This is a genomic window from Halomonas qaidamensis (genome assembly GCF_025917315.1).
Lineage (GTDB): Bacteria > Pseudomonadota > Gammaproteobacteria > Pseudomonadales > Halomonadaceae > Vreelandella > Vreelandella qaidamensis.
Genome location: NZ_CP080627.1, coordinates 1,294,264 through 1,320,288 on the forward strand (window position 1 = coordinate 1,294,264; position 26,025 = coordinate 1,320,288).

A 26,025-nucleotide genomic window follows, 5' to 3' on the forward strand; every position below is an offset into this window, starting at 1 on the left:
TGAAAGTGGTTATTAAAACTCAATGTGATTGACGTTTATGACTGCTTTCAGCCCCTTGTTTAGGAGAAGTGACATGCCCAGCTATCAAGCCCCTCTACGTGACATGCGTTTCGTTATGGACGAAATGTTTGACTACCCCAGCCATTACGCTGCGCTACCCAATGGCGATGATGCATCTCCAGACGTTGTGAATGCGATTTTGGAAGAGGGCGCGCGTTTTGCCCGCGACGTGTTGTTGCCGATTAACCAAAGCGGTGACAAAGAGGGGTGTTTGCTTGAGGGTGGTGACGTTAAAGCACCGAAGGGCTTTAAAGAAGCCTATCAGCAATATGTAGAAGGTGGCTGGCCAAGCCTAGCGGCAGACCCGGAACAGGGGGGGCAGGGCTTGCCTCATTCGTTGGCGATGATGCTCTCTGAAATGATTTGCGCAACTAACTTAGCGTGGGGTATGTATCCAGGGCTTTCTCATGGTGCTGCCGATGCGCTTAGGCATCACGGTACCGATGAGCAGAAAGAAACTTACCTTACCAAGCTGGTAGAGGGTGTTTGGACAGGCACGATGTGTCTCACCGAACCACACTGTGGTACTGACCTTGGGTTGATTAAAACACGTGCAGTGCCTGATGAAAGCGGCGCTTATTCAATTACTGGTACCAAAATCTTTATCTCTGCCGGTGACCATGATCTAGCAGAGAACATCGTACACCTTGTGTTGGCTAAACTGCCTGACGCTCCTGAAGGCTCGAAGGGTATTTCTCTATTTGTCGTGCCCAAGTTTATGCCCGATGCTCAAGGTAACCCAGGCGAGCGTAATGGCGTAACGTGCGGTTCGCTTGAGCACAAGATGGGCATCCATGGCAATGCTACCTGCGTGATGAACTTTGACGCTGCAACGGGCTATTTGGTTGGTACGCCCAATAAAGGTTTGGCGTGCATGTTCACTATGATGAACGCAGCGCGCCTTGGGGTAGGTATTCAAGGGCTAGGTTTAATTGAAGCCAGTTTCCAAAACTCGCTGAGTTACGCCCGAGACCGGTTGCAAATGCGTGCGCTTTCTGGAGCCCAGGCCCCTGAGAAGCCAGCAGACCCGATTATTGTGCATCCGGATGTACGCCGTATGCTGCTGACCCAGAAGGCATTCGCCGAGGGTGGCCGCATGTTAGTGCTTTACACCGCTCAGATGCTCGACATTGTTGAGCATGGTAAGCCTGGCGAAGAGAAAGAGCAGGCTGAAACCTTGCTCGGCCTACTAACACCTATTGTGAAAGCGTTTCTCACTGAAGTCGGTTTTGAGTGCACCAATGAAGGCGTGCAGATTTTTGGTGGGCACGGCTTCATTAAAGAGTGGGGGATGGAACAGTTAGTGCGTGATGCGCGTATTACCCGTCTCTATGAGGGTACCACTGGTATTCAGGCGCTAGACCTGCTTGGCCGCAAGGTGTTGATGAGCCAGGGTGAGTCGCTAAAAGTGTTCACCAAAGAAATCCATAAGTTCTGTAAGACGGAAGCTGATAACCCTGCGTTAAAAGAGTTTGTTGAGCCGCTAGCGAAGCTAAACGCTGAGTGGGGCGAGTTGACCATGGGCGTGGGCATGAAAGCGATGCAGGATCGCGAAGAGGTTGGGGCGGCAAGCGTCGATTACCTAATGTACTCCGGTTATGTCACGTTGGCCTACCTCTTTGCCCGCGCAGCTAAGCAAGCATCGGTGGCATTAGAGGGTGATGACAAAGCGTTTTATGCCGCTAAATTGAACACTGCCCGCTTTTACTATCAGCGCTTGCTGCCGCGTACAAAGGCTCACGCGCAAATGATCCAGTCCGGTGCGGGAAGTCTTATGGCGATGTCGAGTGAAGACTTTGGCTTAGGATTTGAAATTTAGGTTTCGAAGTACGCAGTGAGAAATACGGCTTTTGAAATTCCAGTGACACAGATAAATCTGTATGGGTAACCGAGCACTCTCTGGTCAGGCGTTCTGATCGGTGGTTTGCGGCAGGATTGTTCTATGAACAACGCCTGCCGCTTTTTTTATGTTTTTTTGATAAACCCTCTTGCCAAGACGGCAGCGAATCCGTAAAGTACGCATCCGCTGCCGGGGACGCACAGCGTTACCAGCGGTGATGGAAGGTGAAAACCTTTGGTTTGTCAGGAAGTTAGCGCAATAAAAGAGAAGGCATCGTTATCTCGCTTTCTTAACCCGCTCGCTTCACTCACTGAAAACAGTGATTGACAAACACCAGGAAATGCGTAGAATACGCCTTCCTCGCTGAGGCAAACCAGTTCATCGGTTAGCCGGCTGATAAGACAGCCTCGCAGCGAAACAGCTCTTTAACAATTTGATCAGGTAATTCATGTGGGCGCTTGCCGATGAGGGTGATAAATCACCAAATATCAAGGCAAGCGGTCATGACAATGTAAATTGAAATGAATTCGTTTGAACCTTGAGCCAAGTTTGATGCGCTTTTGTTGTTCGTCAACATTATGTTGTTGGATGACGAGTAAGCATCACAATGATTTTAAACTGAAGAGTTTGATCATGGCTCAGATTGAACGCTGGCGGCAGGCCTAACACATGCAAGTCGAGCGGTAACAGATCTAGCTTGCTAGATGCTGACGAGCGGCGGACGGGTGAGTAATGCATAGGAATCTACCCGGTAGTGGGGGATAACCTGGGGAAACCCAGGCTAATACCGCATACGTCCTACGGGAGAAAGGGGGCTCCGGCTCCCGCTATCGGATGAGCCTATGTCGGATTAGCTAGTTGGTGAGGTAATGGCTCACCAAGGCAACGATCCGTAGCTGGTCTGAGAGGATGATCAGCCACATCGGGACTGAGACACGGCCCGAACTCCTACGGGAGGCAGCAGTGGGGAATATTGGACAATGGGGGGAACCCTGATCCAGCCATGCCGCGTGTGTGAAGAAGGCCTTCGGGTTGTAAAGCACTTTCAGCGAGGAAGAACGCCTAGTGGTTAATACCCATTAGGAAAGACATCACTCGCAGAAGAAGCACCGGCTAACTCCGTGCCAGCAGCCGCGGTAATACGGAGGGTGCAAGCGTTAATCGGAATTACTGGGCGTAAAGCGCGCGTAGGTGGCTTGATAAGCCGGTTGTGAAAGCCCCGGGCTCAACCTGGGAACGGCATCCGGAACTGTCAAGCTAGAGTGCAGGAGAGGAAGGTAGAATTCCCGGTGTAGCGGTGAAATGCGTAGAGATCGGGAGGAATACCAGTGGCGAAGGCGGCCTTCTGGACTGACACTGACACTGAGGTGCGAAAGCGTGGGTAGCAAACAGGATTAGATACCCTGGTAGTCCACGCCGTAAACGATGTCGACCAGCCGTTGGGTGCCTAGCGCACTTTGTGGCGAAGTTAACGCGATAAGTCGACCGCCTGGGGAGTACGGCCGCAAGGTTAAAACTCAAATGAATTGACGGGGGCCCGCACAAGCGGTGGAGCATGTGGTTTAATTCGATGCAACGCGAAGAACCTTACCTACTCTTGACATCCTGCGAACTTGTGAGAGATCACTTGGTGCCTTCGGGAACGCAGAGACAGGTGCTGCATGGCTGTCGTCAGCTCGTGTTGTGAAATGTTGGGTTAAGTCCCGTAACGAGCGCAACCCTTGTCCTTATTTGCCAGCGGGTAATGCCGGGAACTCTAAGGAGACTGCCGGTGACAAACCGGAGGAAGGTGGGGACGACGTCAAGTCATCATGGCCCTTACGAGTAGGGCTACACACGTGCTACAATGGCCGGTACAAAGGGTTGCGAGCTCGCGAGAGTCAGCTAATCCCGAAAAGCCGGTCTCAGTCCGGATCGGAGTCTGCAACTCGACTCCGTGAAGTCGGAATCGCTAGTAATCGTGAATCAGAATGTCACGGTGAATACGTTCCCGGGCCTTGTACACACCGCCCGTCACACCATGGGAGTGGACTGCACCAGAAGTGGTTAGCCTAACGCAAGAGGGCGATCACCACGGTGTGGTTCATGACTGGGGTGAAGTCGTAACAAGGTAGCCGTAGGGGAACCTGCGGCTGGATCACCTCCTTAAACGATGCATCATCCCTCGCGGTAAGCGCTCACAATGAATTACCTGATCAGAATGCTGTTGATACGCAGTGATAAGCGTTTTCTTCCTATTGGAAAAAGAGAAAAGATCTTTTTTTAAAGAGTTCTTTTAAAGAGCTTTGTTTTAAAGACCCTTCTTTTTTTAACGTGAAAAAAGCAACCGCTTATCACTGCGCATAGCAGTCGCTCTTTAACAATGTATATCATGCTGACATAAACGTTTTAAAACGTTTATACGTAATTGTTTTGTGATACGTCTCAAGCGTATCCGGCAATCGTTATCATTGCGAACCCCAGACTCCTTCGGGTTATAGGGTCAAGCAATGAAGCGCACACGGTGGATGCCTAGGCAGCCAGAGGCGATGAAAGACGTGGTAGCCTGCGATAAGGCTCGGCGAGGTGGCAAACAACCTGTGACCCGGGCATCTCTGAATGGGGAAACCCACTCATCATAAGATGAGTATCTTACGCTGAATATATAGGCGTAAGAGGCGAACCAGGGGAACTGAAACATCTAAGTACCCTGAGGAAAAGAAATCAACCGAGATTCCCCTAGTAGCGGCGAGCGAACGGGGACCAGCCCTTAAGCATGTGACTGATTAGACGAACGAGCTGGGAAGCTCGGCCGCAGCGGGTGATAGCCCCGTAGTCGAAAATCTGATCATGTGAAATCGAGTAGGTCGGGGCACGAGAAACCTTGACTGAAGACGGGGGGACCATCCTCCAAGGCTAAATACTCCTGGCTGACCGATAGTGAACCAGTACCGTGAGGGAAAGGCGAAAAGAACCCCGGAGAGGGGAGTGAAATAGATCCTGAAACCGTGTGCGTACAAGCAGTAGGAGCAGACTTGTTCTGTGACTGCGTACCTTTTGTATAATGGGTCAGCGACTTATATTCAGTGGCGAGGTTAACCGTTTAGGGGAGCCGTAGGGAAACCGAGTCTTAACTGGGCGACACAGTCGCTGGATATAGACCCGAAACCGAGCGATCTATCCATGAGCAGGGTGAAGGTTGAGTAACATCAACTGGAGGCCCGAACCAGGATCTGTTGAAAAAGATTTGGATGACTTGTGGATCGGAGTGAAAGGCTAATCAAGCTCGGAGATAGCTGGTTCTCCTCGAAAGCTATTTAGGTAGCGCCTCACGTATCACCACCGGGGGTAGAGCACTGTTTCGGCTAGGGGGTCATCCCGACTTACCAACCCGAGGCAAACTCCGAATACCGGCGAGTGCAAGCGTGGGAGACACACGGCGGGTGCTAACGTCCGTCGTGAAAAGGGAAACAACCCAGACCGTCAGCTAAGGTCCCGAAATCCTGGTTAAGTGGGAAACGATGTGGGAAGGCTCAGACAGCTAGGAGGTTGGCTTAGAAGCAGCCATCCTTTAAAGAAAGCGTAATAGCTCACTAGTCGAGTCGGCCTGCGCGGAAGATGTAACGGGGCTAAACCAGGTACCGAAGCTACGGGTTCATCCTCTGGATGAGCGGTAGAGGAGCGTCGTGTAAGCCAATGAAGGTGAATTGAGAAGTTCGCTGGAGGTATCACGAGTGCGAATGCTGACATGAGTAACGATAAAGGGAGTGAAAAACTCCCTCGCCGGAAGACCAAGGGTTTCTGTTCGACGCTAATCGGAGCAGAGTGAGTCGGCCCCTAAGGCGAGGCCGAAAGGCGTAGTCGATGGGAAACGGGTCAATATTCCCGTACCGGACATGATTGCGATGGGGGGACGGAGAAGGCTAGGTGAGCCAGGCGTTGGTTGTCCTGGTGAAAGTGAGTAGGCTGGTGTCCTAGGTAAATCCGGGATGCTCTAAGGCCGAGACACGAAACGAACTGACTACGGTCAGGAAGTCATTGATGCCACGCTTCCAGGAAAAGCCTCTAAGCTTCAGATCATGTGCGACCGTACCCCAAACCGACACAGGTGGTCAGGGTGAGAATCCCAAGGCGCTTGAGAGAACTCGGGTGAAGGAACTAGGCAAAATGGTGCCGTAACTTCGGGAGAAGGCACGCCGGCGTAGGGTGACGAGACTTGCTCTCCAAGCCCGAACCGGTCGAAGATACCAGGTGGCTGCAACTGTTTAGTAAAAACACAGCACTCTGCTAACGCGCAAGCGGACGTATAGGGTGTGACGCCTGCCCGGTGCCGGAAGGTTAAATGATGGTGTTAGGCTTCGGCCGAAGCTCTTGATTGAAGCCCCGGTAAACGGCGGCCGTAACTATAACGGTCCTAAGGTAGCGAAATTCCTTGTCGGGTAAGTTCCGACCTGCACGAATGGCGTAATGATGGCCACGCTGTCTCCACCCGAGACTCAGTGAAATTGAAATCGCCGTGAAGATGCGGTGTACCCGCGGCTAGACGGAAAGACCCCGTGAACCTTTACTATAGCTTCACACTGGACGCTGATGTTGCCTGTGTAGGATAGCTGGGAGGCTTTGAACCTCGGACGCCAGTTCGAGCGGAGCCAACCTTGAAATACCAGCCTGGCATCATTGGCGTTCTCACTCAGGTCCGTTATCCGGATCGAGGACAGTGTGTGGTGGGTAGTTTGACTGGGGCGGTCTCCTCCCAAAGAGTAACGGAGGAGCACGAAGGTACCCTCAGCACGGTCGGACATCGTGCAGTGAGTGCAAGAGCATAAGGGTGCTTGACTGCGAGACAGACACGTCGAGCAGGTGCGAAAGCAGGTTCTAGTGATCCGGTGGTTCTGTATGGAAGGGCCATCGCTCAACGGATAAAAGGTACTCCGGGGATAACAGGCTGATACCGCCCAAGAGTTCACATCGACGGCGGTGTTTGGCACCTCGATGTCGGCTCATCACATCCTGGGGCTGAAGTCGGTCCCAAGGGTATGGCTGTTCGCCATTTAAAGTGGTACGCGAGCTGGGTTTAGAACGTCGTGAGACAGTTCGGTCCCTATCTGCCGTGGGCGTTGGATGTTTGAGAAGGGCTGCTCCTAGTACGAGAGGACCGGAGTGGACGCACCTCTGGTGTTCCGGTTGTCACGCCAGTGGCATTGCCGGGTAGCTATGTGCGGACGGGATAACCGCTGAAAGCATCTAAGCGGGAAGCCCCCTTCAAGATGAGACATCCCTGAGGCCTAGAGCCTCCTGAAGGGCCCAGCGAGACCAGCTGGTTGATAGGCACGGTGTGGAAGCGCTGCAAGGCGTTGAGCTAACGTGTACTAATGGCCCGTGAGGCTTGACCCTATAACACCCAAGGGGTCTGGTCGTAGTGATAACGAAACGAGTGTGACAACACTTAGAAAACCGGATACGCGGATTAAGCCCACCGTGATACACGACAGGCTTAAGACGAAAGAGACGCCACAAAACACTGTCAGCATGATATGCATTACCTGTTACGCCTGACGACCATAGCGAGCGTGAACCACCTGATCCCATGCCGAACTCAGCAGTGAAACCGCTTAGCGCCGATGGTAGTGTGGGGTCTCCCCATGCGAGAGTAGGTCATCGTCAGGCACTTATTAAACAAAAAACCCAGCCACCCGGCTGGGTTTTTTGCGTTCAGAAAGAAAAAACACCCCTAGCCTTCTCTAACAACGTGGCCCCCTCCCGACGCGTGCACCGTACGTCATTGCCGAGTCACTGCACCGTCATTCCCGAGTGAGGTTATCGGGAATCCACCTTGACCTTGGCTTGCAGCAGCCCAAAACCCCAACTCAACATGGGTTCCCGCTAAGGGGCTGCGGGAATGACAAGAGCGGCTCGGAGGGCTGGGGCGAGTTATCGTCAGGCATTTATTAAGAAAAACCCCACCTTCAGTTGAAGCTGGGGTTTTTTGTTGGCCGCTGATAATGTTTTAAGCGCATCAAGCAGATAAATTATCGCTACTATTCTCACTACTTAGAAAGCATTAGACAGAAAGTGCTATGATGCGGCGATTAATGGGGGCATTTTCTTTTGAATATATGTTCACTTATGACATGAAATTACTTTAGAGGTGAAAGGGTGAGTGAAACAGTACCCACGTCGTGGCTTGTCTATTGCCGCCCAGGGTTTGAAAGTGACGCACTTGCTGAAATGCAGCACCATGCTAAGCAGCAAGAGGTAAGTTGCGAAGCTGCGCAAGGGGAAGGGTGGGCGAGCTTAACGCGCTTGGATGACGAACCTATTAATGATTTGCATCGTAAAGCGGCATTTAAGCGGCTTATTTTTGCTCGTCAAAGTTTAGCCGCTATGCCAGCTCTAACATTGTCCCGAGACGATCGGCTTACTGCTATTCTAGATCAGGTGAAGGCAAGTCGGTGGAGTTTTGAAGAAATCTGGCATGAAACGCCAGATACTAATGATGGCAAAGCATTAGCGGGCTTAATTAAAGCGCTGACAAAACCATTACAGAGTATGTTAAAAAAACGTGGTGCCCTGCGCGGTAAAGCAGGGGCTCGTCGGCTGCATATTTTCTGGACAGATGGCGATCGTGTTCAACTGGGCATGAGCTTTCCTGATAATCGGAGTGAACTGCTTAATGGTATTCGCCGGTTGCGTTTTCCTTCTCGAGCGCCAAGCCGATCAACGCTGAAGTTAGAAGAGGCATGGCATGAATTTATTCCCCGAGAAGAGTGGGATACGCGGCTTTCCGCCCACATGCAGGCAGCAGATCTAGGAGCCGCCCCAGGTGGCTGGACATGGCAGTTAGTGCAGCGTGGTATGTATGTTTATGCCATTGATAATGGGCCAATGGACAAGCAGCTAATGGCTACAGGGCAGATAGACCATCTTAAAGAAGACGGTTTTGTTTGGGAGCCGCCGCAACGAATGGATTGGCTAGTTTGCGATATCGTCGATAAGCCTGTGCGCGTGTTAGCAATGGTAGAAAGGTGGTTAACTCGCAAATGGTGCCGAGAGGCAATTTTTAATCTAAAGCTACCTATGAAGAAACGCTGGGATGAAGTTACTCGCTGTATTAACACCCTAGAAGAAGCGTTGGAAGCGGCGGGTGTGAGGGCTAAGATCACGTGTCGTCACCTCTACCACGATAGGGAAGAAGTGACGGTGCATGTGAGGCTTGATCACTAATTTAATGGCGCCTTAATTTAAGGGCAGCTAAGCTAGCGTCACAGTGTTAACAGCCAGGCTCGTATACACGAATTGTTTCGTCTTCTGTTAATAGAGGTAGAATACGTTGCATGGCCGTTGCACGTGCGTCACTTGAATGCCACTCTTTCCAAGCGCGAAGATCGCGCCATTTAGTAATCATAAGGCGGCGATCAGTATGGCCGAGTTCAACAAGTGTTTCACCACCGACAAACCCTCGCACGCCGAGTGAAACACGCATAGCTTCGCGGGCAGCTAGTTCATACTCTTCTTCCAGGCCAGGCATAATACGCCGTTCAATGATTACTTTGATCATGCTGTCTGTTTCCTAAACGAGATTGTAGATGACTGATAATACGTATGACCCATGTGCCTTTGATACATCGTTAGACACTACGGGGTTATATTGCCCTGAACCAATCATGCTGATGCATAACAAGGTGCGTGACATGACGCCTGGGCAGGTGTTGAAAGTAATAGCAACCGACCCTGCTACGACGCGGGATGTCCCAAAATTTTGTCAATTTTTGGGACATCAACTGTTGCAGCAAGATGAGTCCGGTGACCATTATGTGTATTTTATTCGCTTAGCGTGACAATGTGCAGCTGTGCGAGGCTAACCCTCCGAGATTCGGTTTTGGTGGATCGCCTCGCAAGTGTTTATTTAAGATCATCCTCTTTGTTTGGAACAACCATCATCGCCAGAGCTTCCAATGTCGCAGGGTCTTCATCCATTATGCGGCTAGCAATATGTCGTTGAAAAAAGTAAACCGTGCGATGTCTGGAATGAGCATCATAAAGGCACTTATCTCCAAGAAGGATGGGGGACATTGTAGCTTGTTGCTCATCGGCAAGTACTGCTTCAACGCTGCCATCGCTATAGAGACGCCATCCGTAGACCTGCTTCATATTCCAAGGTGCGTTGGGATGATTCATGCACAAAGCATGAGTACCAAGAGTATCTGGAAGTTGCTGGATCAGTGTGATCTCCCCAGACGCTTCATATTCGAAGTAGCTAGCGGATGCAGTCAGTTCATCGTATTTGTGGTCGGGGGGGAGGGCAAAAATCTCTTCTGTTTCTGGATCACGGTAGCCAATAAATTGGCCATTTTCATGACTGTCAAGTTCGTGACAAGCAGCGAGTGTCTCCATCCACGGGACCAAGCCAATCACGTTACCATTCTCTTGTAGCCCCCAGGCCAATACAGGCAGGCCGTAATACGTGTCGGGACTCGCAGCGAGCTGGTAGACCATCTCTAAGCCATCTAGCTCTGGTGCTAAACGGATTAAACATTTCTGCGCCTGCTGACGCTGACGCACGGTTTCCAGGTCGATGACCTGGGCAGAGCGGGGTGACAGGGTTGCGCCCATAATGTCCCTCCTTGTGCTGCGTGGTCACGACATCGGTGAGTAGCGTATGCTTGCCCACCACTTAGTTCACCAATAGCACAGGTTGCTCAGAAGGTTAAGAGGGTATGTGATTTTTAATTATCAGAACAGCGATTAAATTGATCTCGTAGCGCTTGGTGTTCAATTTTTACTCGTTGCAGTTGCTGCCAGGGAGCCTGGGGATTGCGCAGCGACAACCAAGTGTTCTGATAGTTTTTAACCGCTTCTGGCGGCGTTATTTCGTGAATATTAATTAGTTGATTAATCGCCGTCAGCCACTGTAAAGAAATTTGTTCGACAGGAGCAAGCCATGCTGGAAAATCGTCCTGCAAGCATACACTAGCTTTTGGCTGCGTTGACTCGAGAGCTTCATTGGCTTCTGTCAGGCGTTGGTAGGCAAGTAGTACAGTCCTTAATACTTCTGCTGTTAACGGGCGCTCTTGTAGTGTCTTCAGGTGGTTTTCAAGCGTCGCAGAATCTTGTTGCCAGTTGCTGTTGAATTGGTGAACTACCATCTGTTCAAGATAAGCCACCGCTGCTAAATGCTTATTGATATTGGGTAGGCTGGCACTATCTAAAGGATCGCTAGCTCTGGAAAAGCTTTTTTCCCACTCTTCGGAATCAAAAATGGCATTCCAACTGACCGCTGGAAGCTGCTCAGTTTTGAGTTCAGTTAACTGGGCTAATCGAGCTTTATTGTCATCACTTAAGCTGTCAGGCACGTCGCTGTTCCAGCAAGCACTTAAGCGTTGCCATAATTCACGCTCATATAGCCACTGTTGGCTAGGGGGAGCGACACGACCTAATTGATTGTTCCGTGCTGCGATGAGTGATGTTATCTGACACTCACGTAATGCATATACGTTGAGCATGCCTTCACGGGTTTCTGGAATATCGAATAGTCGCTCTCGACGTTCAGGAAACTCACCAACATTAGATGGAGAGTAACGCTCAATAGTAGCAATTGAAAGATCGCTGGTAAGCTGTTGGTGATACTCTATCCAGGGTTGTTCAGCACTACTATTATTGCAGCCCGCGAGGAATAAGCTGGCACTAACGGCCAGCCATAACAGACGTTGTGGGTAGGGTGTCATTGATTACTCCTGTCGACTGATCCACGTTAACCGCCAAGCAAGTAATAGTGCGGCCGTGCTGAGTCCAGCAATCAGGCCTATCCAGTAACCGTGCACACCCATTGGTTCTGACAGGTTACCAATCCCATGAGCTCCTAGCCAGTGACCACCGCCTAAACCGACAATCCAATAAGAAAGCACCGTGATAACCATCACAATTCTTGTGTCTTTATAACCTCTTAACGCCCCTGCCAAGTTGACTTGAAGTGAGTCTGAGAGTTGGAAAATCACCGCTAGGGATATGATAGTAAGTGCTAGTGCTTGAATGTCAGCATTAGAGGTGTACAGCGAAATCACCGGTACCGCGGTAACCCACAGCAAGGTACTGTTAATGGCGGCGACAATAACGCTGATGACAATACCGTTCCAAGCCACGGTACGTGCCATGGCGAAACGCTGTTGGCCTAATGTATTACCTACACGTACGGTAAGTGCCATGCTTAATGACATAGGTAGCATAAACAGAATCGTCGTGAAGCTTAGTGCGATTTGGTGAGCCCCTACTGTGACCTCTCCAAAGCTGGCAATAAACAGGGCTATTAACGTAAATAGTGTCACTTCGACAAAAATGGCTACCCCGATGGGCACGCCCACCACCACAAGTTCGCGGATACCGGATAGCTTTGGTGGCGTAAATGTTTTCCAAATAGAAACACTACGGTAGGTGCGGCCTTTACGGGTATAGAGCGCCATCGAAACGGCCATTGTCCACATTGATAGTGCAGTGGCTATGCCACAGCCGAATGCACCTAACGCAGGCAGTTGTTGCAGGCTGCCGGGCAGCCCGTTACCAAATAAACTAACAAGTCCGTCACCACCGTAGATAAGCAAATAATTGCTAGGAATATTAACGGCTAGTCCTACTAAGCTTATCCATAAGGCGGGGCGGGTGTGGTTCATACCATCTGAGAAGGCTCTAAGTGCCTGAAAAAGAGCAATTCCCGGCATACCAAAGGCAACGGCAGTTAGGTAGGCAGCAGACTCGCGTGCGACTGCAGGAGGCACCTGCATAAGCTCGAATATCGGTGTGACGACTGTCCACAGCAGCACAGCTGCAATAATCCCGAGCACTAATGCAACCCACAATGCCTGGTGAACCGCAGGACGGATGTCAGTATTTCGTTGGCCACCTAACAGGTGCGCCACAATAGGGGTAAGGCCCATTAACGTGCCGGTCATAAACAGCATCAGCGGCATCCACAGGCTTGAACCAACCGAGACTGCAGCGAGATCAGTGGCGTTGTGTCGTCCGGTCATAATAACGTCGACCACACTCATACCCGCTTGCGCTAACTGAGCACCGCAGATGGGTAACGCTAACGCTATTAACGTGCGTGTTTCTGGCCAATAAATCGATTTGGTATTGCTAGTAAAGCCGCCCAAGGTGTGGTTCCTATTCAGCAAAGAGACCTAAGAAAAGCCTTTAGAATAGCAGGAGTTACTGTTGTTTCGGTAGCCATTTAGTAAGCAGGCTATTCTTTGGTTCGCAGGTGCGCTACGGGTATACTGTGAGGATTGGGCATTACCCATCAATAGATTATGTGAAACAGTTGGTGAATTGGTTCTATGGTGAAAAATAAACAGCAGCACTGGACGCTTAACGATATTACGGCGCTATTTGATGGTGTGTTTTTTGAGCATTACCAGACACGTTTGATCAGGGGCGGAGACGAGCCTGTTTATCGCCCTAGCAACGTTGATACGCCATATCACCAAGTGATTTTTGCGCGCGGTTTTTTCGCCAGTGCTTTGCATGAGATTAGCCACTGGTGTATTGCTGGTGAAAAGCGTCGACAGCTGGAAGATTACGGTTACTGGTACCTACCTGATGGACGCGACGCACAGCAGCAACTCGCCTTCGAAAAAGCGGAAATCGCACCACAGGCGCTGGAGCAGCTGTTTACCCACGCCTGTGGGCGCACGTTTCACGTAAGTGTGGATAACTTGGGTGGGAACGTTGAGGTGGATCGTGAGGCATTTGCTAACAGCGTCGCCGCCAAAGCTAACAACTACTTGGAAATCGGGCTGCCGCTGCGTGCCAACGCTTTTTTAGTGGCGTTGACACACTATTATCAGCACCAAGCGACTCTGGCACAGGCCGTTAAGCAGGGGCTGGAAGCACTGGATGTTGTATCGCTCGAAACGGCTTAGTCTTTTTCGGTAAGTTGCTTGTGTAGCGTCAGCATGACCTCAATTTCATGTTCAGGCCGCATCGGCTCGAACCCTAAATCGTTAAACGTATCGCTACGCAGGCGGTGCCACTGATTTGCGCTAATTGTTTCATAGAGCACTTGTGCAGGTGCTAGTTCCACAAAAGGGTCAAGACCGTAAGTATCAAACAGACGGGCTAGCGCTGCTTCATCTTCACCATTATCGCTAGTGTACAACGTAGCTGAAAAGTGATCGGTTTCTAATTCACGTATGACATCTAAAGGACTGACGCCCAGACTTTCCAGCTCTTCAATGCTGTAAGCCCCCATCACGTTGGTATCTTCAGTGATCCAGCTGTCGTCAGGTTGAATAAGGGTCTGCTTAATACGCCCATCGGGTAACGACCAGGCAATAGCCAGCGGCAAGCCGTCTTCTTCGCCCGTCTCAATGGCAATAAATCCTGGGTAATCAGCCACGCTGTGCTCCTTTTAAGTTTCCGCATCAAGGCGAAAAAAACGCTGGGCAGTTCGAGTGGTTGCGGCCCCCAGCTCGGTTTCAGTCACGTTATGCCACTGGGCAATCTCTCTGACAATCCATGGTAGCAAGGCTGGCTCGTGACGGCGCCCTTTCAGCTTTGCTGGAAGGTTGCGGGGTAGTAAGTAGGGGCAGTCGGTTTCCACCATGAGCCTTTCTAAGGGAATATCCTTCACGATTGAGCGAAGGTGGTGGCCTCTGCGCTCATCACAAATCCAGCCGGTTAAACCAATATGAAGATCTAAATCAAGATAGCCGTGGAGTGTCTCTCGGTCAGCGGTGAAACAGTGAATAACGGCTTCGCTGATATCATCGCGCCAGCTATGCAGTATCTCACGCATTCGCTGTCCAGCGTCCCGCTCATGTAAAAAGAGCGGCAAGCCACTTTCAATGGCGAGCGCCAGCTGAGCCTCAAACGCTCGTTCTTGCTCAGCAGGTGTCGAGAAATTGCGATTAAAATCCAGCCCACACTCGCCAACGGCAACCACTTCGGGTTGTTGGTGCAGTGCTTTCAACTGGTTCGCCACATCGCTATTCCACCCGCTAGCATCATGCGGATGAACCCCCGCAGTGGCATATATGCCAGGGACCTGCTGAGCCATCTTAACGGCTAGCTCAGCATGTTCAATATCAGTACCCGTCACGATAAGAGTTGTTACATTAGCCGCTTTTGCTCTGGCAATGACATCTACTAAATCGCGCTGAAAACTTTCATGAGTCAGGTTAGCTCCAATATCGACTAAGGGAGCACCGGAACGAAATTGCAGCGCTTCTGGTAAAAAGCTATCCACAGCACTTGTTGTCAAACGTCATACCCTCCAGCGCCAATTAAATAATCGATAACAGCCAGGCATTCGTCAATGGGTTAGCTAGCTGCAGAACACTATTGTAACGCCGGTAAGTAACAACAACTAATGGTCTGGCTTGGTTGAGTAGCTTAATCGAATGGCATGAATTGCAAAAAAACTGGCTCGAAAGGTAAACAGCAATGCGGTTTTTACTCTTAACATGAAGATGCAGTATGCAATAAATCGGGCTAAAGGCTCTTTTAATAACAACAATAGACGGGTGAAAAATATGCAGCTATCACGTCATTTCGCTATTTCTACACTAGCAGCGGCGGTTATTGCCGCTGGCTATGCACCCAGCGTGGCCGCCAATGATGGTATTTCAGATAATGAGATTCGTATTGGCTATCTGGCTGATATGTCAGGCGTTTATCGTGATCCGATAGGGCCGTTAGGGCAAGATGCCATTGAAATGGCGATTGAAGATATGGGTGGCAGCGTCCACGGCGCTGAGGTGGTGGTCTTTAGCGCGGATGATCGTAACAGCCCAGATGTTGGCTCAAGCGTTGTGCGCGAGTGGATTGATGAACGCAATGTCGACATGGTCACGGGGCTAGTGGCGTCATCGGTTACTTTGGCAGCAGTAGGCTTGCTAGAAGATGCGGATAAACTTGGTTTGGTAAATGGCGCTGTTTCCTCTAGCGTTACTAACGAACACTGCTCTCCCAACCATATTCACTGGGTATATGATACCTGGGCGATGTCTAACGGTACGGCCAAAGCCATCACGCAAGAAGGCCATAAAAATTGGTATTTGCTCAGTGCCGACTACTCATTTGGCCATGCGCTTGAAGCAGATGTTGAACGTGTGGTCACTGAAAATGGTGGAACGATAGTCGGTAGCGCGCGCCATCCCTTCCCGAACAACGATTTCTCCTCCTTCATGCTGCAAGCCCAGGCATCGGGTGCTGATGTAATTGCCCTCAATAATGCCGGTGGAGACACCATCAATGCCGTACAAACGGCTGGCGAGTTCGGTATTACCCAAGCGGGTCAGATTCTAGCGGGTATGGTGCTGTTCAGCACCGATATACGCAGCATTGGTCTCGAAAATGCCCAAGGGCTGCAGTTCACCAAAGCATGGTATTACGACTTAAATGATGAGACCCGTGCGTGGGCAGAGCGTTTCCGTGAGCGTACCGGCAGCATGCCTACCATGGTACACGCAGGTCTTTATTCCAGTACCCGCCACTACCTAGAAGCCATTGAGGCAACGGGAACAGACGATACGCAAACTGTTCGTCAGCAGATGGTCGATACCCCGATTAATGACGTGTTTGCAACGGGCGGCTATATCCGTGAGGACGGTCGTATGGTGCATGACATGTACCTCGTGGAAGTAAAAACGCCAGAAGAATCTGTTGATGAAGATGATCTTTTCAGAATTGTGCGCACTATTCCCGCCGAGGAAGCGTTCCGGCCACTGTCTGAAAGCGTCTGCCCACTCGTTAACCAGGGATAAAACGCTGACGCCTTATCAACAAACATAACAATAAGGACTTGGCATGGAACACATCTCTACCATTCACCGTAATACGATTGGCGCTGCGTTAAATCGCAGCGCCCGAAAATATTCTGACCAGCTTGCGCTAACGTTTGGTGAGCGAACATGGAGCTATCAGTCGCTTAATGACGCTGCTAACCGAGTGGCCAACGGCTTGTTAGCGGCCGGTCTTTCGCCTGGAGACCGGTTGGCGGTATACGGTAAAAACTCAGATGCTTATGTCATCGCCTGGCTTGCCTCCACCAAAGCAGGCTTAGTACATGTGCCTATTAATTTCGCGCTAAGTAGCGACGAGCTGCGCTATATCCTTGAGCAATCTGGGGCGAAAGGGCTGCTAAGCGATATCGCATTAGCTGGCAAAGTAGAGGAAGCAACCCAAGGATTAGCATTAACGGTCAGTGGAACCCTGCATGCTGATCAACAAGGTAGTCAATCAGGCAGTTTCGATGTTTTAACTTGTGTACGTTCTTCGCCATCAACAAGTGAACCAGCGGTTGCTTTAGAGGGAAGCAGTCTTGCACAGCTGCTCTATACCTCTGGCACAACGGCAGCACCTAAAGCGGCAATGATGAGCCATCAAGCGCTGATGGCAGAATATATGGCCTGCATGGTGGAGTTGGATATCAAGGGAGGCGACGCCATGTTGGCTGCTCTTCCGCTTTACCACTCTGCACAAATGCATGTGTTTTTAATGCCCGCTCTGCTACTGGGTGCTCCCGTTCACCTGCTGGAAGCGCCGCTGCCAGATAGCTGCCTCGCGGCCATTGCCGAACAAAAAATCGTATCGTTTTTTGCACCACCCACGGTGTGGATTAGCTTGCTGCGCCATGCTGACTTTGATCAGTTCGATTTGACTACGCTCAAGAAAGCGTACTACGGCGCTTCAATCATGCCGGTGCCTGTTTTGGAAGAGATGCAGCAGCGTTTCTTAGGCGTGGGTTTATATAACTGCTATGGGCAGAGTGAAATTGCTCCTTTGGCAACGGTGTTACGCCCAGAAGAGCATGCTGAACGTCCCGCATCGGCGGGGCGGCCGATACTTACGGTAGAAACGCGCATTGTTGATTTGGAAATGAACGACGTTGCCCCTGGTGAGCACGGTGAGATTGTTCACCGTTCGCCGCAGCTAATGACGGGCTACTGGGATAAGCCTGAGATGACCGCTGAATCGTTCCAGGGCGGCTGGTTCCATTCTGGCGATGTGGGCTACTTCGATGAAGCTGGCTACTTATATGTTGTGGACCGGATTAAAGACGTTATCAACACGGGGGGAGTACTGGTAGCCAGCCGTGAAGTGGAAGAGGCGCTGTTTAAGCACTCGGCCATTTCGGAAGTGGCGGTAGTGGGGCTGCCTGATGAAAAGTGGATTGAAGCGATTACCGCTGTGGTGGTGCTGAAAGAGGGGCAAGCGGTGAGTGAGGATGCGCTTATCCATCATGCAAAAAGCTTGATTGCACCCTACAAGGTTCCTAAACGCGTGGTATTCGCAGAGACACTGCCAAAGAGCACCGCCGGTAAAATTCTTAAACGCCACCTGCGCCAAGACCTAAAGGAGTGAGCATGGACGAGCAAACACAGGCGCTATTTCATGACATGATCTCCCGCTGCTTAGCGCAGGAAGTGACCCCTTTCTACGAACAGTGGGAAGCGGCCGGTGAAATACCACGCTCTTTATGGAAAGCGTTGGGTGCCGCTGGCCTATTGGGGATTGACCTTGATGAAACCTATGGTGGCTCCGGTGCCGATATTGCCATCACCCAACTGGCACTGGAGGAGATGTCTCGGCAAGGGTTTGGTGGGCTAGCCAGCGCTTACAATATTCACGCCAATATTGTCATGCCTTACCTGCAAAATTTAGGCACTGATGAACAGCGCGAAACGTGGCTACCCCGCATGGCAAGCGGTGAATGGTTGGGAGCGATTGCCATGAGCGAGCCTCATGCTGGCAGTGACTTGGCAGCCATGAAAACCCGTGCCACCAAAACAGCCGATGGGTGGATGCTCAACGGCAGCAAACTGTTTATTACCAATGGCCAAGTAGCAGATCTCGTGATTGTCTGTGCAAAAACAGACCCCAGTGCCGGTGCAAAAGGGGTCTCACTGTTTTTGGTCGATACGTCACTCCCTGGTTTTTCCCGTGGCAAGCCGATTAAGAAAATTGGCCAGCACGCCAGCGATACAGCAGAGCTGGCGTTTGATCAGTTGCATCTGCCAGCGAGCGCACTGCTAGGTGAAGAGGGCGCTGGGTTTCGCTATCTCATGCAAGAACTTCCTCGGGAACGCCTAGGCGTAGGTGCGCAAGCGCTTGGCGCAGTAGAGGGCGCGTTGGCATTAACCCTTGATTATGTCACCCAGCGTCACGCATTTGGCCAGCGCGTGGCCGATTTTCAAAATACCCGCTTTACGCTGGCTGAGATCAAGGCACAGCTGGATGTCGCGCGAGCCTACTTTGATCAGTGCGTTAATAAGTATCGTCAGGGCACGATGACAAGTACCGATGCGGCGATACTCAAATTACAGCTCAGCGAGCTTCAGTGTCGCGCTGTTGATCGGTGCCTTCAGCTGTTTGGCGGTTATGGCTACACCCATGAATACCCGATTTCACGGTTCTATTTAGATGCACGTGTACAGACGATTTACGCCGGTAGTTCTGAGATTATGAAAGAAGTGGTCGCACGCTCGCTGTTGGGCAAAGTGGCTTAAGCTTTTTTAAGCCCGTTTCTTAAGCTCTTACCTGCCGTGTGCCATTACTAAGGAGAGACTATGCAGCTGGATAGCGTTGTGATTGTAAGCGGTGCTCGCACCGCCATTGGTGGGTTTGGTGGGTCCCTCTCATCTTTCGCACCCCATGAGTTAGGCACCATCACGGCCCAGGAAGCACTACGTCGTGGGGGCATTACTGGCGCTGATATCGACCACTCGGTGTATGGACATATTATTACTACCGGCCCCGAAGATGCCTACCTTGCCCGTCATATCGCACTGAATGCGGGCGTGCCGAAAGAAGCGGGTGCTTTTAATGTTAACCGGCTATGTGGTTCCGGCGTGCAGGCGGTGGTATCGGCGGCGCAGCAAATCGCGCTGGGGGACAGCCGACTGGCATTGGCGGGTGGGGCTGAGTCGATGTCACGAGGTGCTTATCTACTGCCGCCCCAAGCACGCAATGGCATACGCCTGGGCGATGCCAATATCCAAGATCTTACCCTCGGCATTCTTAGTGACCCCTTTGGCAGCGGGCACATGGGGATGACTGCTGAAAATATCGCCAAGCAGTATGGCTTAAGCCGCGAGCAGCTGGATCAGTTTGCGGTGGATAGCCACCGTAAGGCGGCTAAAGCCATTGCAGAAGGGCGTTTTGACGAGCAAATCGTGCCTGTTGAAGTGACAAAAGGTAAGCAGACGGTTTCCTTTGCCCGTGATGAACATGTGCGTGAAGGCGTTGAGTTAAGTGATCTAGCCCGGCTTAAACCGGCCTTTAAAAAAGAGGGAGTAGTAACGGCAGGAAACGCCTCGGGGATCAACGACGGCGCAGCGACCTTGGTGCTGGCGCATGCCGATGAAGCACAGCAACGCAATTTAACGGTGAGGGCGCGACTTCGTGTGGCAACCACCGCCGGTGTGGAGCCTTCGGTAATGGGATTAGGGCCAATCCCTGCGGTGAAACGCTGCCTCCAACAGGCAGGGCTGACGATCAATGATATTGATGTGATTGAGTCCAACGAAGCGTTTGCAGCACAAGCAATGGCGGTTGCCGATACGCTAGGATTCCCATTGGAAAAACTAAACCCGAACGGCGGTGCGGTGGCGCTTGGGCATCCTGTCGGTGCGACCGGTGCTATCTTGATCCTGAAAGCCTTGCATGAACTGGAGCGATGCCAGGGCCGCTATGGCTTGATCACGCTGTGTATCGGCGGTGGTCAGGGCATTGCGTTGTTAATCGAACGCGAGTAACAAACGGTTTCCAATAACAATCGACAGGTGTGTTTTATGTCTACGATAACGCCAAAAATACTTTCTTCTACGCCGTCAGCGACGAACTCGCCTCTGTTAATCAGAGACTTGCTGGAGTCTGGTGTTCGAATGGCGGGAAACAATCAGATTGTTTATCGAGACCAGAGCCGTCATGACTATCGGCGTTTTCGTGAGCGGGTACACCAGCTTGCCCATGCGCTCACCGCACAAGGCGTTCAGGCAGGTGATGTGGTGGCGGTGTTGGACTGGGACAGCCATCGCTATTTAGAGTGCTTTTTCGCCATTCCCATGATTGGTGCCGTGCTGCATACCGTCAATGTGCGTTTGGCACCTGAGCAAATTCACTACACGATGGAACACGCTGAAGATGTCTTTGTGCTGGTGCATGAGGATTTCGTGCCGCTATTAGAACCACTTGCTGACCAACTACCTAACATACGCGGTTATCTGCTTTGCCAAGAAACGGCTAGCACGGTTAATACGTCGCTGCCGTTAGTGGGGGAGTTTGAAGCGCTGTTAAGTGAGCAGCCAACTCATTACGAGTTTCCTGTGTTTGATGAAAACGCAGTGGCCACGCTGTTTTACACCACAGGCACCACCGGCAACCCAAAAGGGGTATTTTTTACCCACCGCCAATTAGTCCTGCATACACTCGGTGAAGCTAGTACCTTCCAAGCACCGGGCTTTGAGTTGCTCAACCGTGACAAGGTATATATGCCTATCACGCCGATGTTTCATGTGCATGCCTGGGGCGTGCCTTACACCGCCACCTTGATGGGAGCGACCCAGGTATATCCTGGCCGCTATGAGCCGGAAATGTTGGTGAAGCTGCTGGTAAACGAAAAGGTCGATTTTTCTCACTGCGTGCCAACGCTGTTAAATATGGTGGTGAGCGCTGACGCCGTTGCATCGAAAAAAATTGATTTAACCGGTTGGAAGGTGCTGGTGGGCGGAAGTGCGCTTACTCAGGCGTTGGCCAGCCGTGCTTGGTCACTCGGAATCGATACGCGCAGTGCCTACGGCATGTCAGAAACTTGCCCACTATTAACGGCCGATATCTTACCTCGGGATGTCACAGAAGCTAATTTTGAAGAACAGCTTCCTTGGCGGTGTAAGGCTGGTTTGCCCGTGCCTCTGGTGAAGTTACAGGTGGTTGATGCCAATGGAGAGCCGTTACCCCATGATGGTGTTAGCGTGGGAGAAGTGCGTGCCCAGGCACCTTGGCTAACCCAAGCCTATTACAAAGAAGAGAAGCGCAGTGAAGAGCTTTGGCGGGATGGCTGGCTTCATACCGGTGACGTTGGTTCGATTGATGAGCATGGCTTCCTGACTATTAGCGACCGTATCAAAGACGTTATCAAAACCGGCGGAGAGTGGCTCTCTTCGCTAGAAATAGAAAGCTATATCAGCCAATGCCCAGGCGTGGCGGAAGTGGCGGTGATTGGCGTTGCGGATGATAAATGGGGCGAGCGGCCGGCGGCACTCGTCGTCCCCAGCGATGTAAATAACCCACCCACGGCAGAAGACGTGCAGAATTTTATGGAGCAGTTCGTAGAGCAGGGCAGTATCAACCGATGGGGCATACCATCGATGATTCGCTTTGTAGATGAAATTCCTAAAACCAGTGTGGGTAAACTGGATAAAAAACGTATTCGCACTGAGATCTAAACGCTAGCGTTTAATGCCCGCCGTTTGAGCCTTTCGGTAGGCGGCGGGCGAGTTCCCTGTCCACTGTTTGAACGCTCGGCTAAAACACGCTAGGTCTTCAAAGCCCAGTTTTTCTGCAATTGTGGTCAGTGGTTGTGTGCTGCGAGTGAGTGCTTGAATAGCATAGTCGCGACGGTATTCGTCTTTAACCGCTTGGAAATGGGTACCTTCAATTTTCAAGTGTCTTGAGAGTGTACGAACGGACATATGGACAGCGTCTGCGACATGTTGAACAGTACATGAGGTGGGTAAGTGGCGGCTAAGGTGTTCGCGAACACGATGGGTGATCAAGCGATCCTCAAAAGAGACATAAAACCAATCCGCTGGAGCGCGCTGTAAAAATGCGCCCAAATGCTGTTTAGTTTGACGGATAGGATGGTCTAGAAACGTTTTATCAAAATAAACAGCCGTTTGTGGTTGGTCAAACCTTACTTTGCCAGGGTAAAAGTAGAGGTAGTCAGCGCTGTGGGCGGGTTGGTCGTAGCCACATTCCATTAGAATAGGTGGAATTTTGCGCGCTATCATCCATGAGGCGATACCGTGAAAAAGCTTCAACATTAGCTCATGAATTAATATTCGGCTTCCTTGAAGTGGCGCATGTTCTTCTAGCGCCATGCGGGCCAACTCACCTTCAATCGTAAAGCAATAGCTAAAATCATCTAACAGAATGCGGAAAAACTGCGTATAGCGGTGAAGCGCAATCTGCAGAGTGGGCGCGTCTAGCAAGCTTAGGCACAGTAGCTTTAGCGTTCCACAGCGTAGCGGCCTGGAGAAAAACCCCGGTGTTTCATCATCCAACTCAAGGGCCAGTAAGCGGTAAAGCTCGGCAAACTGCTCAACCGTGACCCGCCCATTAGGCGCGCTCAGCAGAAAGGGAGAAATCCCTGCCTGTTCTAAATAACGGGTAGGAGCGAGTTCGGTGGCAGGTAAACCACATAATAGCTCGTTCACAAAGTGCATTGAGACGGTAACAGTCACGATGTCAGCCCTAAACGTGTAGCTTGGCACTACCTTGTTATTATCACGTGATGAAGAGACGTTAGCACGATGTGTCGTTTGGCACTATAAGGGGCCTCCTTAACACGAGCGCATGCGTTACACTGTGCGCCTCATGATGAAGGAGGACACTGCGTGACCTTGTTACGACTAGAACAGCTGCAACTTGCTTACGGCACCCAAGTACTGCTTAACCGCGCCGACCTGACGGTTGAAAAAGGCGAGCGGCTGGCGCTGGTCGGGCGCAACGGCACCGGTAAGTCAACGCTATTAAAATTAGTAGCGGGTGACATTCATGCTGATGACGGCACTATTTGGCGAGCGCCTGGCTTGAAGATCGGCGTATTGTCTCAGGAGCTGCCTGAATCCTCTTCAGGCATGACGATTTTTGATATGGTCGCTCAAGGGCTGCCGGAAGCGGGGGAGCTGCTTTCCGAATACCAGCACCTGATCAATGACCCCGACCCCGATATGAATCGCATGGCCAAGCTGCAAACGCGCATCGAGGCCATCGACGGCTGGTCTTTCCATCAGAGTATTGATGTTGTACTTACTCGCTTAGGTTTGCCCCCTGAAGCCGAAATGAGCGCGCTTTCCGGCGGCTGGCGCCGTCGTGTTGCATTGGCGCGAGCATTGGTGTCTGAACCTGACTTATTGCTTCTTGATGAGCCTACTAACCATCTTGACCTGGACACCATTGCTTGGTTGGAAGAGCAACTGCTGGCCTTCAACGGCGCGGTATTACTAATTACCCACGATCGGGCCTTTTTATCTAAACTGGCCACCACGATCCTTGAGCTAGACCGCGGCAAGCTAGGCCGTTACCCCGGTAACTACGCCGAGTATCAAGAGCGTAAACAGCACGAGCTGGAAGTAGAAGCCCGTGAACATGCGCTTTTTGACAAAAAACTGGCCCAAGAAGAAGTTTGGATACGGCAAGGCGTTAAGGCGCGGCGTACCCGCAACGAAGGGCGTGTGCGGGAACTTGAGCAGATGCGCGTAGAGCGCAGCCAGCGCCGTGAGCGCCAAGGGACTGCTAACCTCACTGTCGACAGCGGCGAGCGTACTGGTAAGCGAGTGGTCGAGCTAAAAGGTGTCACCCAGCGCTTTGGCAGTGATGTCATTCTGCGTGATGTGAACCTTGAAGTGATGCGTGGCGACCGCATCGGTTTCCTTGGCCGCAACGGTGCCGGTAAAACAACGCTGCTGAAAATTCTGCTAGGCGAGCTTGCCCCAACCGAAGGCAGTGTTCAGCTGGGTACCAATTTGAAGGTGGCTTACTTCGACCAGTTACGCGCTGGCCTGGAGCTTGAAAAAACCGTCTATGACAACGTCGCTCAGGGCAGTGACCGGGTAACCGTAGGCGGCAAAGATCGCCACGTGATGAGCTATCTTCAGGATTTTCTGTTCACCCCTGACCGCGTTCGACAGCCGGTAAAAGCACTTTCCGGCGGTGAGTCTAACCGCCTGCTGTTAGCCAAGCTGTTTACCCAGCCGGCCAACGTACTGGTGCTGGATGAGCCGACTAACGACCTGGACATGGAAACCCTAGAGCTGCTTGAAGAGCTGCTGCTGGACTTTGATGGGACGCTGCTGCTGGTTTCCCACGACCGAACATTTATGGATAACGTCGTGACCAGCATGCTGGCCTTTGAAGGCGAAGGCTGTGTGCGTGAGTATGTGGGTGGCTATACGGACTGGATTCGTCAGGGGGGGAAGTTACCGCCTGCCCCATGGGAAGGTGCTGCTCGCCAGAATACTGAGCCGACCAGCGTTTCGGTTGAAAAAACGCCAGAGAAGCCGGTTGCCGAGCCCGCTAAAAAAACCGTCAAGCTCTCTTACAAAGTGCAGCGGGAATTAGACGCATTACCCGCTCAGATTGAACGCCTTGAGAATGAAGTAGAGGCGTTAGAGCAAGAAATTGGCGATCCAGCCTTCTATCAGCAAGAAGCCGAAGCGGTAAATGCCAAGCTGCAAGCGCTGGAGGAAGTACAGAAGACGCTTGAAGAAGCAATGGAGCGCTGGATGGAGTTAGAAGCAATGGCCAACGGTGAATAGCGACGGTCGCCAATGAATTAAGGCACCCCTTAGGGTGCCTTCTTCACGACTTATTCGTCGCTCTTTTCGCCTTTTTTGCCGACCCGAACGGCTAAAACGTCACACTGCGCGCCATGTAGTACGCCGGTAGAAGTAGAGCCAAGCAGCAGAGCAAAGCCGTGACGCCCATGGGAGCCAACCACGATGAGATCGACGTTATGCTCTTCTGCAAAGCGGTGAATTTCAGTGTCCGGCATACCGACCACAACGTGTTGGTCGGCAGGGGCGACGTGGGGTGCAGAAATTTCTGCTAGTCGTTTTTTAGCGTGGTCATCTAGCTGGTCTTGAATACTGGTAAGATCCATCGGAATATCGCCGCCGTAAGCGAAGCCCAAAGGTTCGAGAGTGTGCATGATAGAAATCTTTGCGTCGTTATTACGTTCAGCAATAGCGACTGCGCGCTCTAAGATTCTATGAGAGTCTTTGGTCAGATCAACGGCGACTAAGATGTGGTGATAGCTCATGGCTTATCTCCTTGGTGATAGTTAACAAAAAGCTTTGTTAGATGACCTCTACTTTAGGTTGCAAGCGCAATCTTAACAACGATCTGTGTCATGCTTTTTTAAGTTAAAC

Annotated in this window: 18 protein-coding genes and 3 rRNA genes; 13 read left to right on the forward strand and 8 right to left on the reverse strand. The window is 51.4% G+C overall.

The window, feature by feature from the left end:
- Positions 1 to 73: 73 nt before the first annotated feature.
- The 5 genes from K1Y77_RS06080 (at position 74) to rlmM (ending at position 9,103) form a co-directional block, all read left to right on the forward strand.
- The gene (locus K1Y77_RS06080; protein ID WP_264018475.1) at positions 74 to 1,879 is read left to right on the forward strand and encodes an acyl-CoA dehydrogenase C-terminal domain-containing protein; all 1,806 of its coding nucleotides are present in this window, start codon (positions 74 to 76) and stop codon (positions 1,877 to 1,879) included.
- A gap of 636 nt (positions 1,880 to 2,515) precedes the next feature.
- Positions 2,516 to 4,048: ribosomal RNA gene (locus tag K1Y77_RS06085) — 16S ribosomal RNA — on the forward strand.
- A 332-nt stretch (positions 4,049 to 4,380) separates the two neighbouring features.
- A 23S ribosomal RNA gene (locus K1Y77_RS06090) occupies positions 4,381 to 7,273 on the forward strand.
- A gap of 157 nt (positions 7,274 to 7,430) precedes the next feature.
- A 5S ribosomal RNA gene (rrf, locus tag K1Y77_RS06095) occupies positions 7,431 to 7,546 on the forward strand.
- The 16S, 23S and 5S rRNA genes sit together here, the layout of an rRNA operon.
- A 489-nt stretch (positions 7,547 to 8,035) precedes the next feature.
- Positions 8,036 to 9,103: a 23S rRNA (cytidine(2498)-2'-O)-methyltransferase RlmM gene (gene rlmM, locus K1Y77_RS06100; RefSeq protein ID WP_030068832.1), complete on the forward strand. Its 1,068-nt coding sequence runs from the start codon at positions 8,036 to 8,038 to the stop codon at positions 9,101 to 9,103.
- Positions 9,104 to 9,149: 46 nt separating this feature from the next.
- Here the strand turns inward: rlmM and K1Y77_RS06105 are convergent, their stop codons facing one another.
- The gene (locus K1Y77_RS06105) at positions 9,150 to 9,437 is read right to left on the reverse strand and encodes an antibiotic biosynthesis monooxygenase family protein (protein ID WP_009724920.1); all 288 of its coding nucleotides are present in this window, start codon (positions 9,435 to 9,437) and stop codon (positions 9,150 to 9,152) included.
- Positions 9,438 to 9,465: 28 nt separating this feature from the next.
- Between K1Y77_RS06105 and tusA the strand changes: the two genes are divergently transcribed.
- Entirely contained in the window at positions 9,466 to 9,717 is a 252-nt protein-coding gene (gene tusA / locus K1Y77_RS06110; protein WP_030068839.1) for a sulfurtransferase TusA, read from the forward strand.
- Positions 9,718 to 9,781: 64 nt separating this feature from the next.
- On the opposite strand, the gene K1Y77_RS06115 is transcribed toward tusA, so the two are convergent.
- From K1Y77_RS06115 to K1Y77_RS06125, 3 genes are all read right to left on the reverse strand, one after another.
- Complete coding sequence (locus tag K1Y77_RS06115) at positions 9,782 to 10,492, reverse strand: hypothetical protein (protein ID WP_264430850.1); 711 nt, start codon at positions 10,490 to 10,492, stop codon at positions 9,782 to 9,784.
- A 113-nt stretch (positions 10,493 to 10,605) separates the two neighbouring features.
- The gene (locus K1Y77_RS06120) at positions 10,606 to 11,604 is read right to left on the reverse strand and encodes a DUF3080 family protein (RefSeq protein ID WP_030068843.1); all 999 of its coding nucleotides are present in this window, start codon (positions 11,602 to 11,604) and stop codon (positions 10,606 to 10,608) included.
- Between the two features lie 3 nt (positions 11,605 to 11,607).
- Positions 11,608 to 13,026 carry an MATE family efflux transporter gene (locus K1Y77_RS06125; protein WP_264018473.1) on the reverse strand — a complete coding sequence of 473 codons (1,419 nt, stop codon included), beginning with the start codon at positions 13,024 to 13,026 and terminating at the stop codon, positions 11,608 to 11,610.
- A 183-nt stretch (positions 13,027 to 13,209) separates the two neighbouring features.
- Here K1Y77_RS06125 and K1Y77_RS06130 point away from each other — a divergent pair, with 183 nt between their 5' ends.
- Complete coding sequence (locus K1Y77_RS06130) at positions 13,210 to 13,794, forward strand: elongation factor P hydroxylase (RefSeq protein ID WP_030068847.1); 585 nt, start codon at positions 13,210 to 13,212, stop codon at positions 13,792 to 13,794.
- On the opposite strand, the gene K1Y77_RS06135 is transcribed toward K1Y77_RS06130, so the two are convergent.
- Positions 13,791 to 14,270 carry a hypothetical protein gene (locus K1Y77_RS06135; RefSeq protein ID WP_030068848.1) on the reverse strand — a complete coding sequence of 160 codons (480 nt, stop codon included), beginning with the start codon at positions 14,268 to 14,270 and terminating at the stop codon, positions 13,791 to 13,793. The genes K1Y77_RS06130 and K1Y77_RS06135 overlap by 4 nt on opposite strands.
- 12 nt (positions 14,271 to 14,282) lie before the next feature.
- Positions 14,283 to 15,134, reverse strand: coding sequence for a TatD family hydrolase (locus K1Y77_RS06140; protein WP_030068849.1), 852 nt, complete (start codon positions 15,132 to 15,134; stop codon positions 14,283 to 14,285).
- A gap of 271 nt (positions 15,135 to 15,405) precedes the next feature.
- Here K1Y77_RS06140 and K1Y77_RS06145 point away from each other — a divergent pair, with 271 nt between their 5' ends.
- The 5 genes from K1Y77_RS06145 to K1Y77_RS06165 are packed head-to-tail and all read left to right on the forward strand — an operon-like array spanning position 15,406 to position 22,320.
- Positions 15,406 to 16,638, forward strand: coding sequence for an ABC transporter substrate-binding protein (locus K1Y77_RS06145; RefSeq protein ID WP_264430855.1), 1,233 nt, complete (start codon positions 15,406 to 15,408; stop codon positions 16,636 to 16,638).
- A 43-nt stretch (positions 16,639 to 16,681) separates the two neighbouring features.
- Positions 16,682 to 18,238 (forward strand): fatty acyl-CoA synthetase, encoded by a 1,557-nt coding sequence (locus K1Y77_RS06150; protein WP_030068851.1) that lies wholly within the window; start codon positions 16,682 to 16,684, stop codon positions 18,236 to 18,238.
- A gap of 2 nt (positions 18,239 to 18,240) precedes the next feature.
- The gene (locus tag K1Y77_RS06155) at positions 18,241 to 19,383 is read left to right on the forward strand and encodes an acyl-CoA dehydrogenase family protein (RefSeq protein ID WP_264018470.1); all 1,143 of its coding nucleotides are present in this window, start codon (positions 18,241 to 18,243) and stop codon (positions 19,381 to 19,383) included.
- Between the two features lie 60 nt (positions 19,384 to 19,443).
- Positions 19,444 to 20,631 carry a beta-ketothiolase BktB gene (bktB, locus tag K1Y77_RS06160; protein ID WP_264430856.1) on the forward strand — a complete coding sequence of 396 codons (1,188 nt, stop codon included), beginning with the start codon at positions 19,444 to 19,446 and terminating at the stop codon, positions 20,629 to 20,631.
- Between the two features lie 36 nt (positions 20,632 to 20,667).
- Positions 20,668 to 22,320 (forward strand): fatty acid--CoA ligase, encoded by a 1,653-nt coding sequence (locus K1Y77_RS06165; protein ID WP_264430857.1) that lies wholly within the window; start codon positions 20,668 to 20,670, stop codon positions 22,318 to 22,320.
- A 3-nt stretch (positions 22,321 to 22,323) separates the two neighbouring features.
- Here K1Y77_RS06165 and K1Y77_RS06170 read toward each other — a convergent pair whose 3' ends face one another.
- Positions 22,324 to 23,337: an AraC family transcriptional regulator gene (locus K1Y77_RS06170; protein ID WP_030068858.1), complete on the reverse strand. Its 1,014-nt coding sequence runs from the start codon at positions 23,335 to 23,337 to the stop codon at positions 22,324 to 22,326.
- Positions 23,338 to 23,490: 153 nt separating this feature from the next.
- Between K1Y77_RS06170 and K1Y77_RS06175 the strand changes: the two genes are divergently transcribed.
- On the forward strand, positions 23,491 to 25,413 hold the full coding sequence (locus tag K1Y77_RS06175; protein ID WP_264430859.1) for an ATP-binding cassette domain-containing protein: 1,923 nt from the start codon (positions 23,491 to 23,493) through the stop codon (positions 25,411 to 25,413).
- Between the two features lie 50 nt (positions 25,414 to 25,463).
- Here K1Y77_RS06175 and K1Y77_RS06180 read toward each other — a convergent pair whose 3' ends face one another.
- A complete protein-coding gene (locus K1Y77_RS06180) occupies positions 25,464 to 25,916 on the reverse strand; it encodes a universal stress protein (protein ID WP_030068860.1) in 453 nt (150 codons plus the stop codon).
- Positions 25,917 to 26,025 lie beyond the last annotated feature (109 nt).

What these genes read in the sequence shown, in the direction of transcription:
- K1Y77_RS06165 (WP_264430857.1), top strand. Translation starts at nt 20,668, where the DNA reads ATGTCTACGATAACGCCAAAAATACTTTCTTCTACGCCGTCAGCGACG.
- K1Y77_RS06115 (WP_264430850.1), bottom strand. Translation starts at nt 10,492, where the DNA reads ATGGGCGCAACCCTGTCACCCCGCTCTGCCCAGGTCATCGACCTGGAA.
- bktB (WP_264430856.1), top strand. Translation starts at nt 19,444, where the DNA reads ATGCAGCTGGATAGCGTTGTGATTGTAAGCGGTGCTCGCACCGCCATT.
- K1Y77_RS06150 (WP_030068851.1), top strand. Translation starts at nt 16,682, where the DNA reads ATGGAACACATCTCTACCATTCACCGTAATACGATTGGCGCTGCGTTA.
- K1Y77_RS06120 (WP_030068843.1), bottom strand. Translation starts at nt 11,604, where the DNA reads ATGACACCCTACCCACAACGTCTGTTATGGCTGGCCGTTAGTGCCAGC.
- K1Y77_RS06080 (WP_264018475.1), top strand. Translation starts at nt 74, where the DNA reads ATGCCCAGCTATCAAGCCCCTCTACGTGACATGCGTTTCGTTATGGAC.
- K1Y77_RS06180 (WP_030068860.1), bottom strand. Translation starts at nt 25,916, where the DNA reads ATGAGCTATCACCACATCTTAGTCGCCGTTGATCTGACCAAAGACTCT.
- K1Y77_RS06155 (WP_264018470.1), top strand. Translation starts at nt 18,241, where the DNA reads ATGGACGAGCAAACACAGGCGCTATTTCATGACATGATCTCCCGCTGC.
- K1Y77_RS06105 (WP_009724920.1), bottom strand. Translation starts at nt 9,437, where the DNA reads ATGATCAAAGTAATCATTGAACGGCGTATTATGCCTGGCCTGGAAGAA.
- tusA (WP_030068839.1), top strand. Translation starts at nt 9,466, where the DNA reads ATGACTGATAATACGTATGACCCATGTGCCTTTGATACATCGTTAGAC.
- K1Y77_RS06145 (WP_264430855.1), top strand. Translation starts at nt 15,406, where the DNA reads ATGCAGCTATCACGTCATTTCGCTATTTCTACACTAGCAGCGGCGGTT.
- K1Y77_RS06130 (WP_030068847.1), top strand. Translation starts at nt 13,210, where the DNA reads ATGGTGAAAAATAAACAGCAGCACTGGACGCTTAACGATATTACGGCG.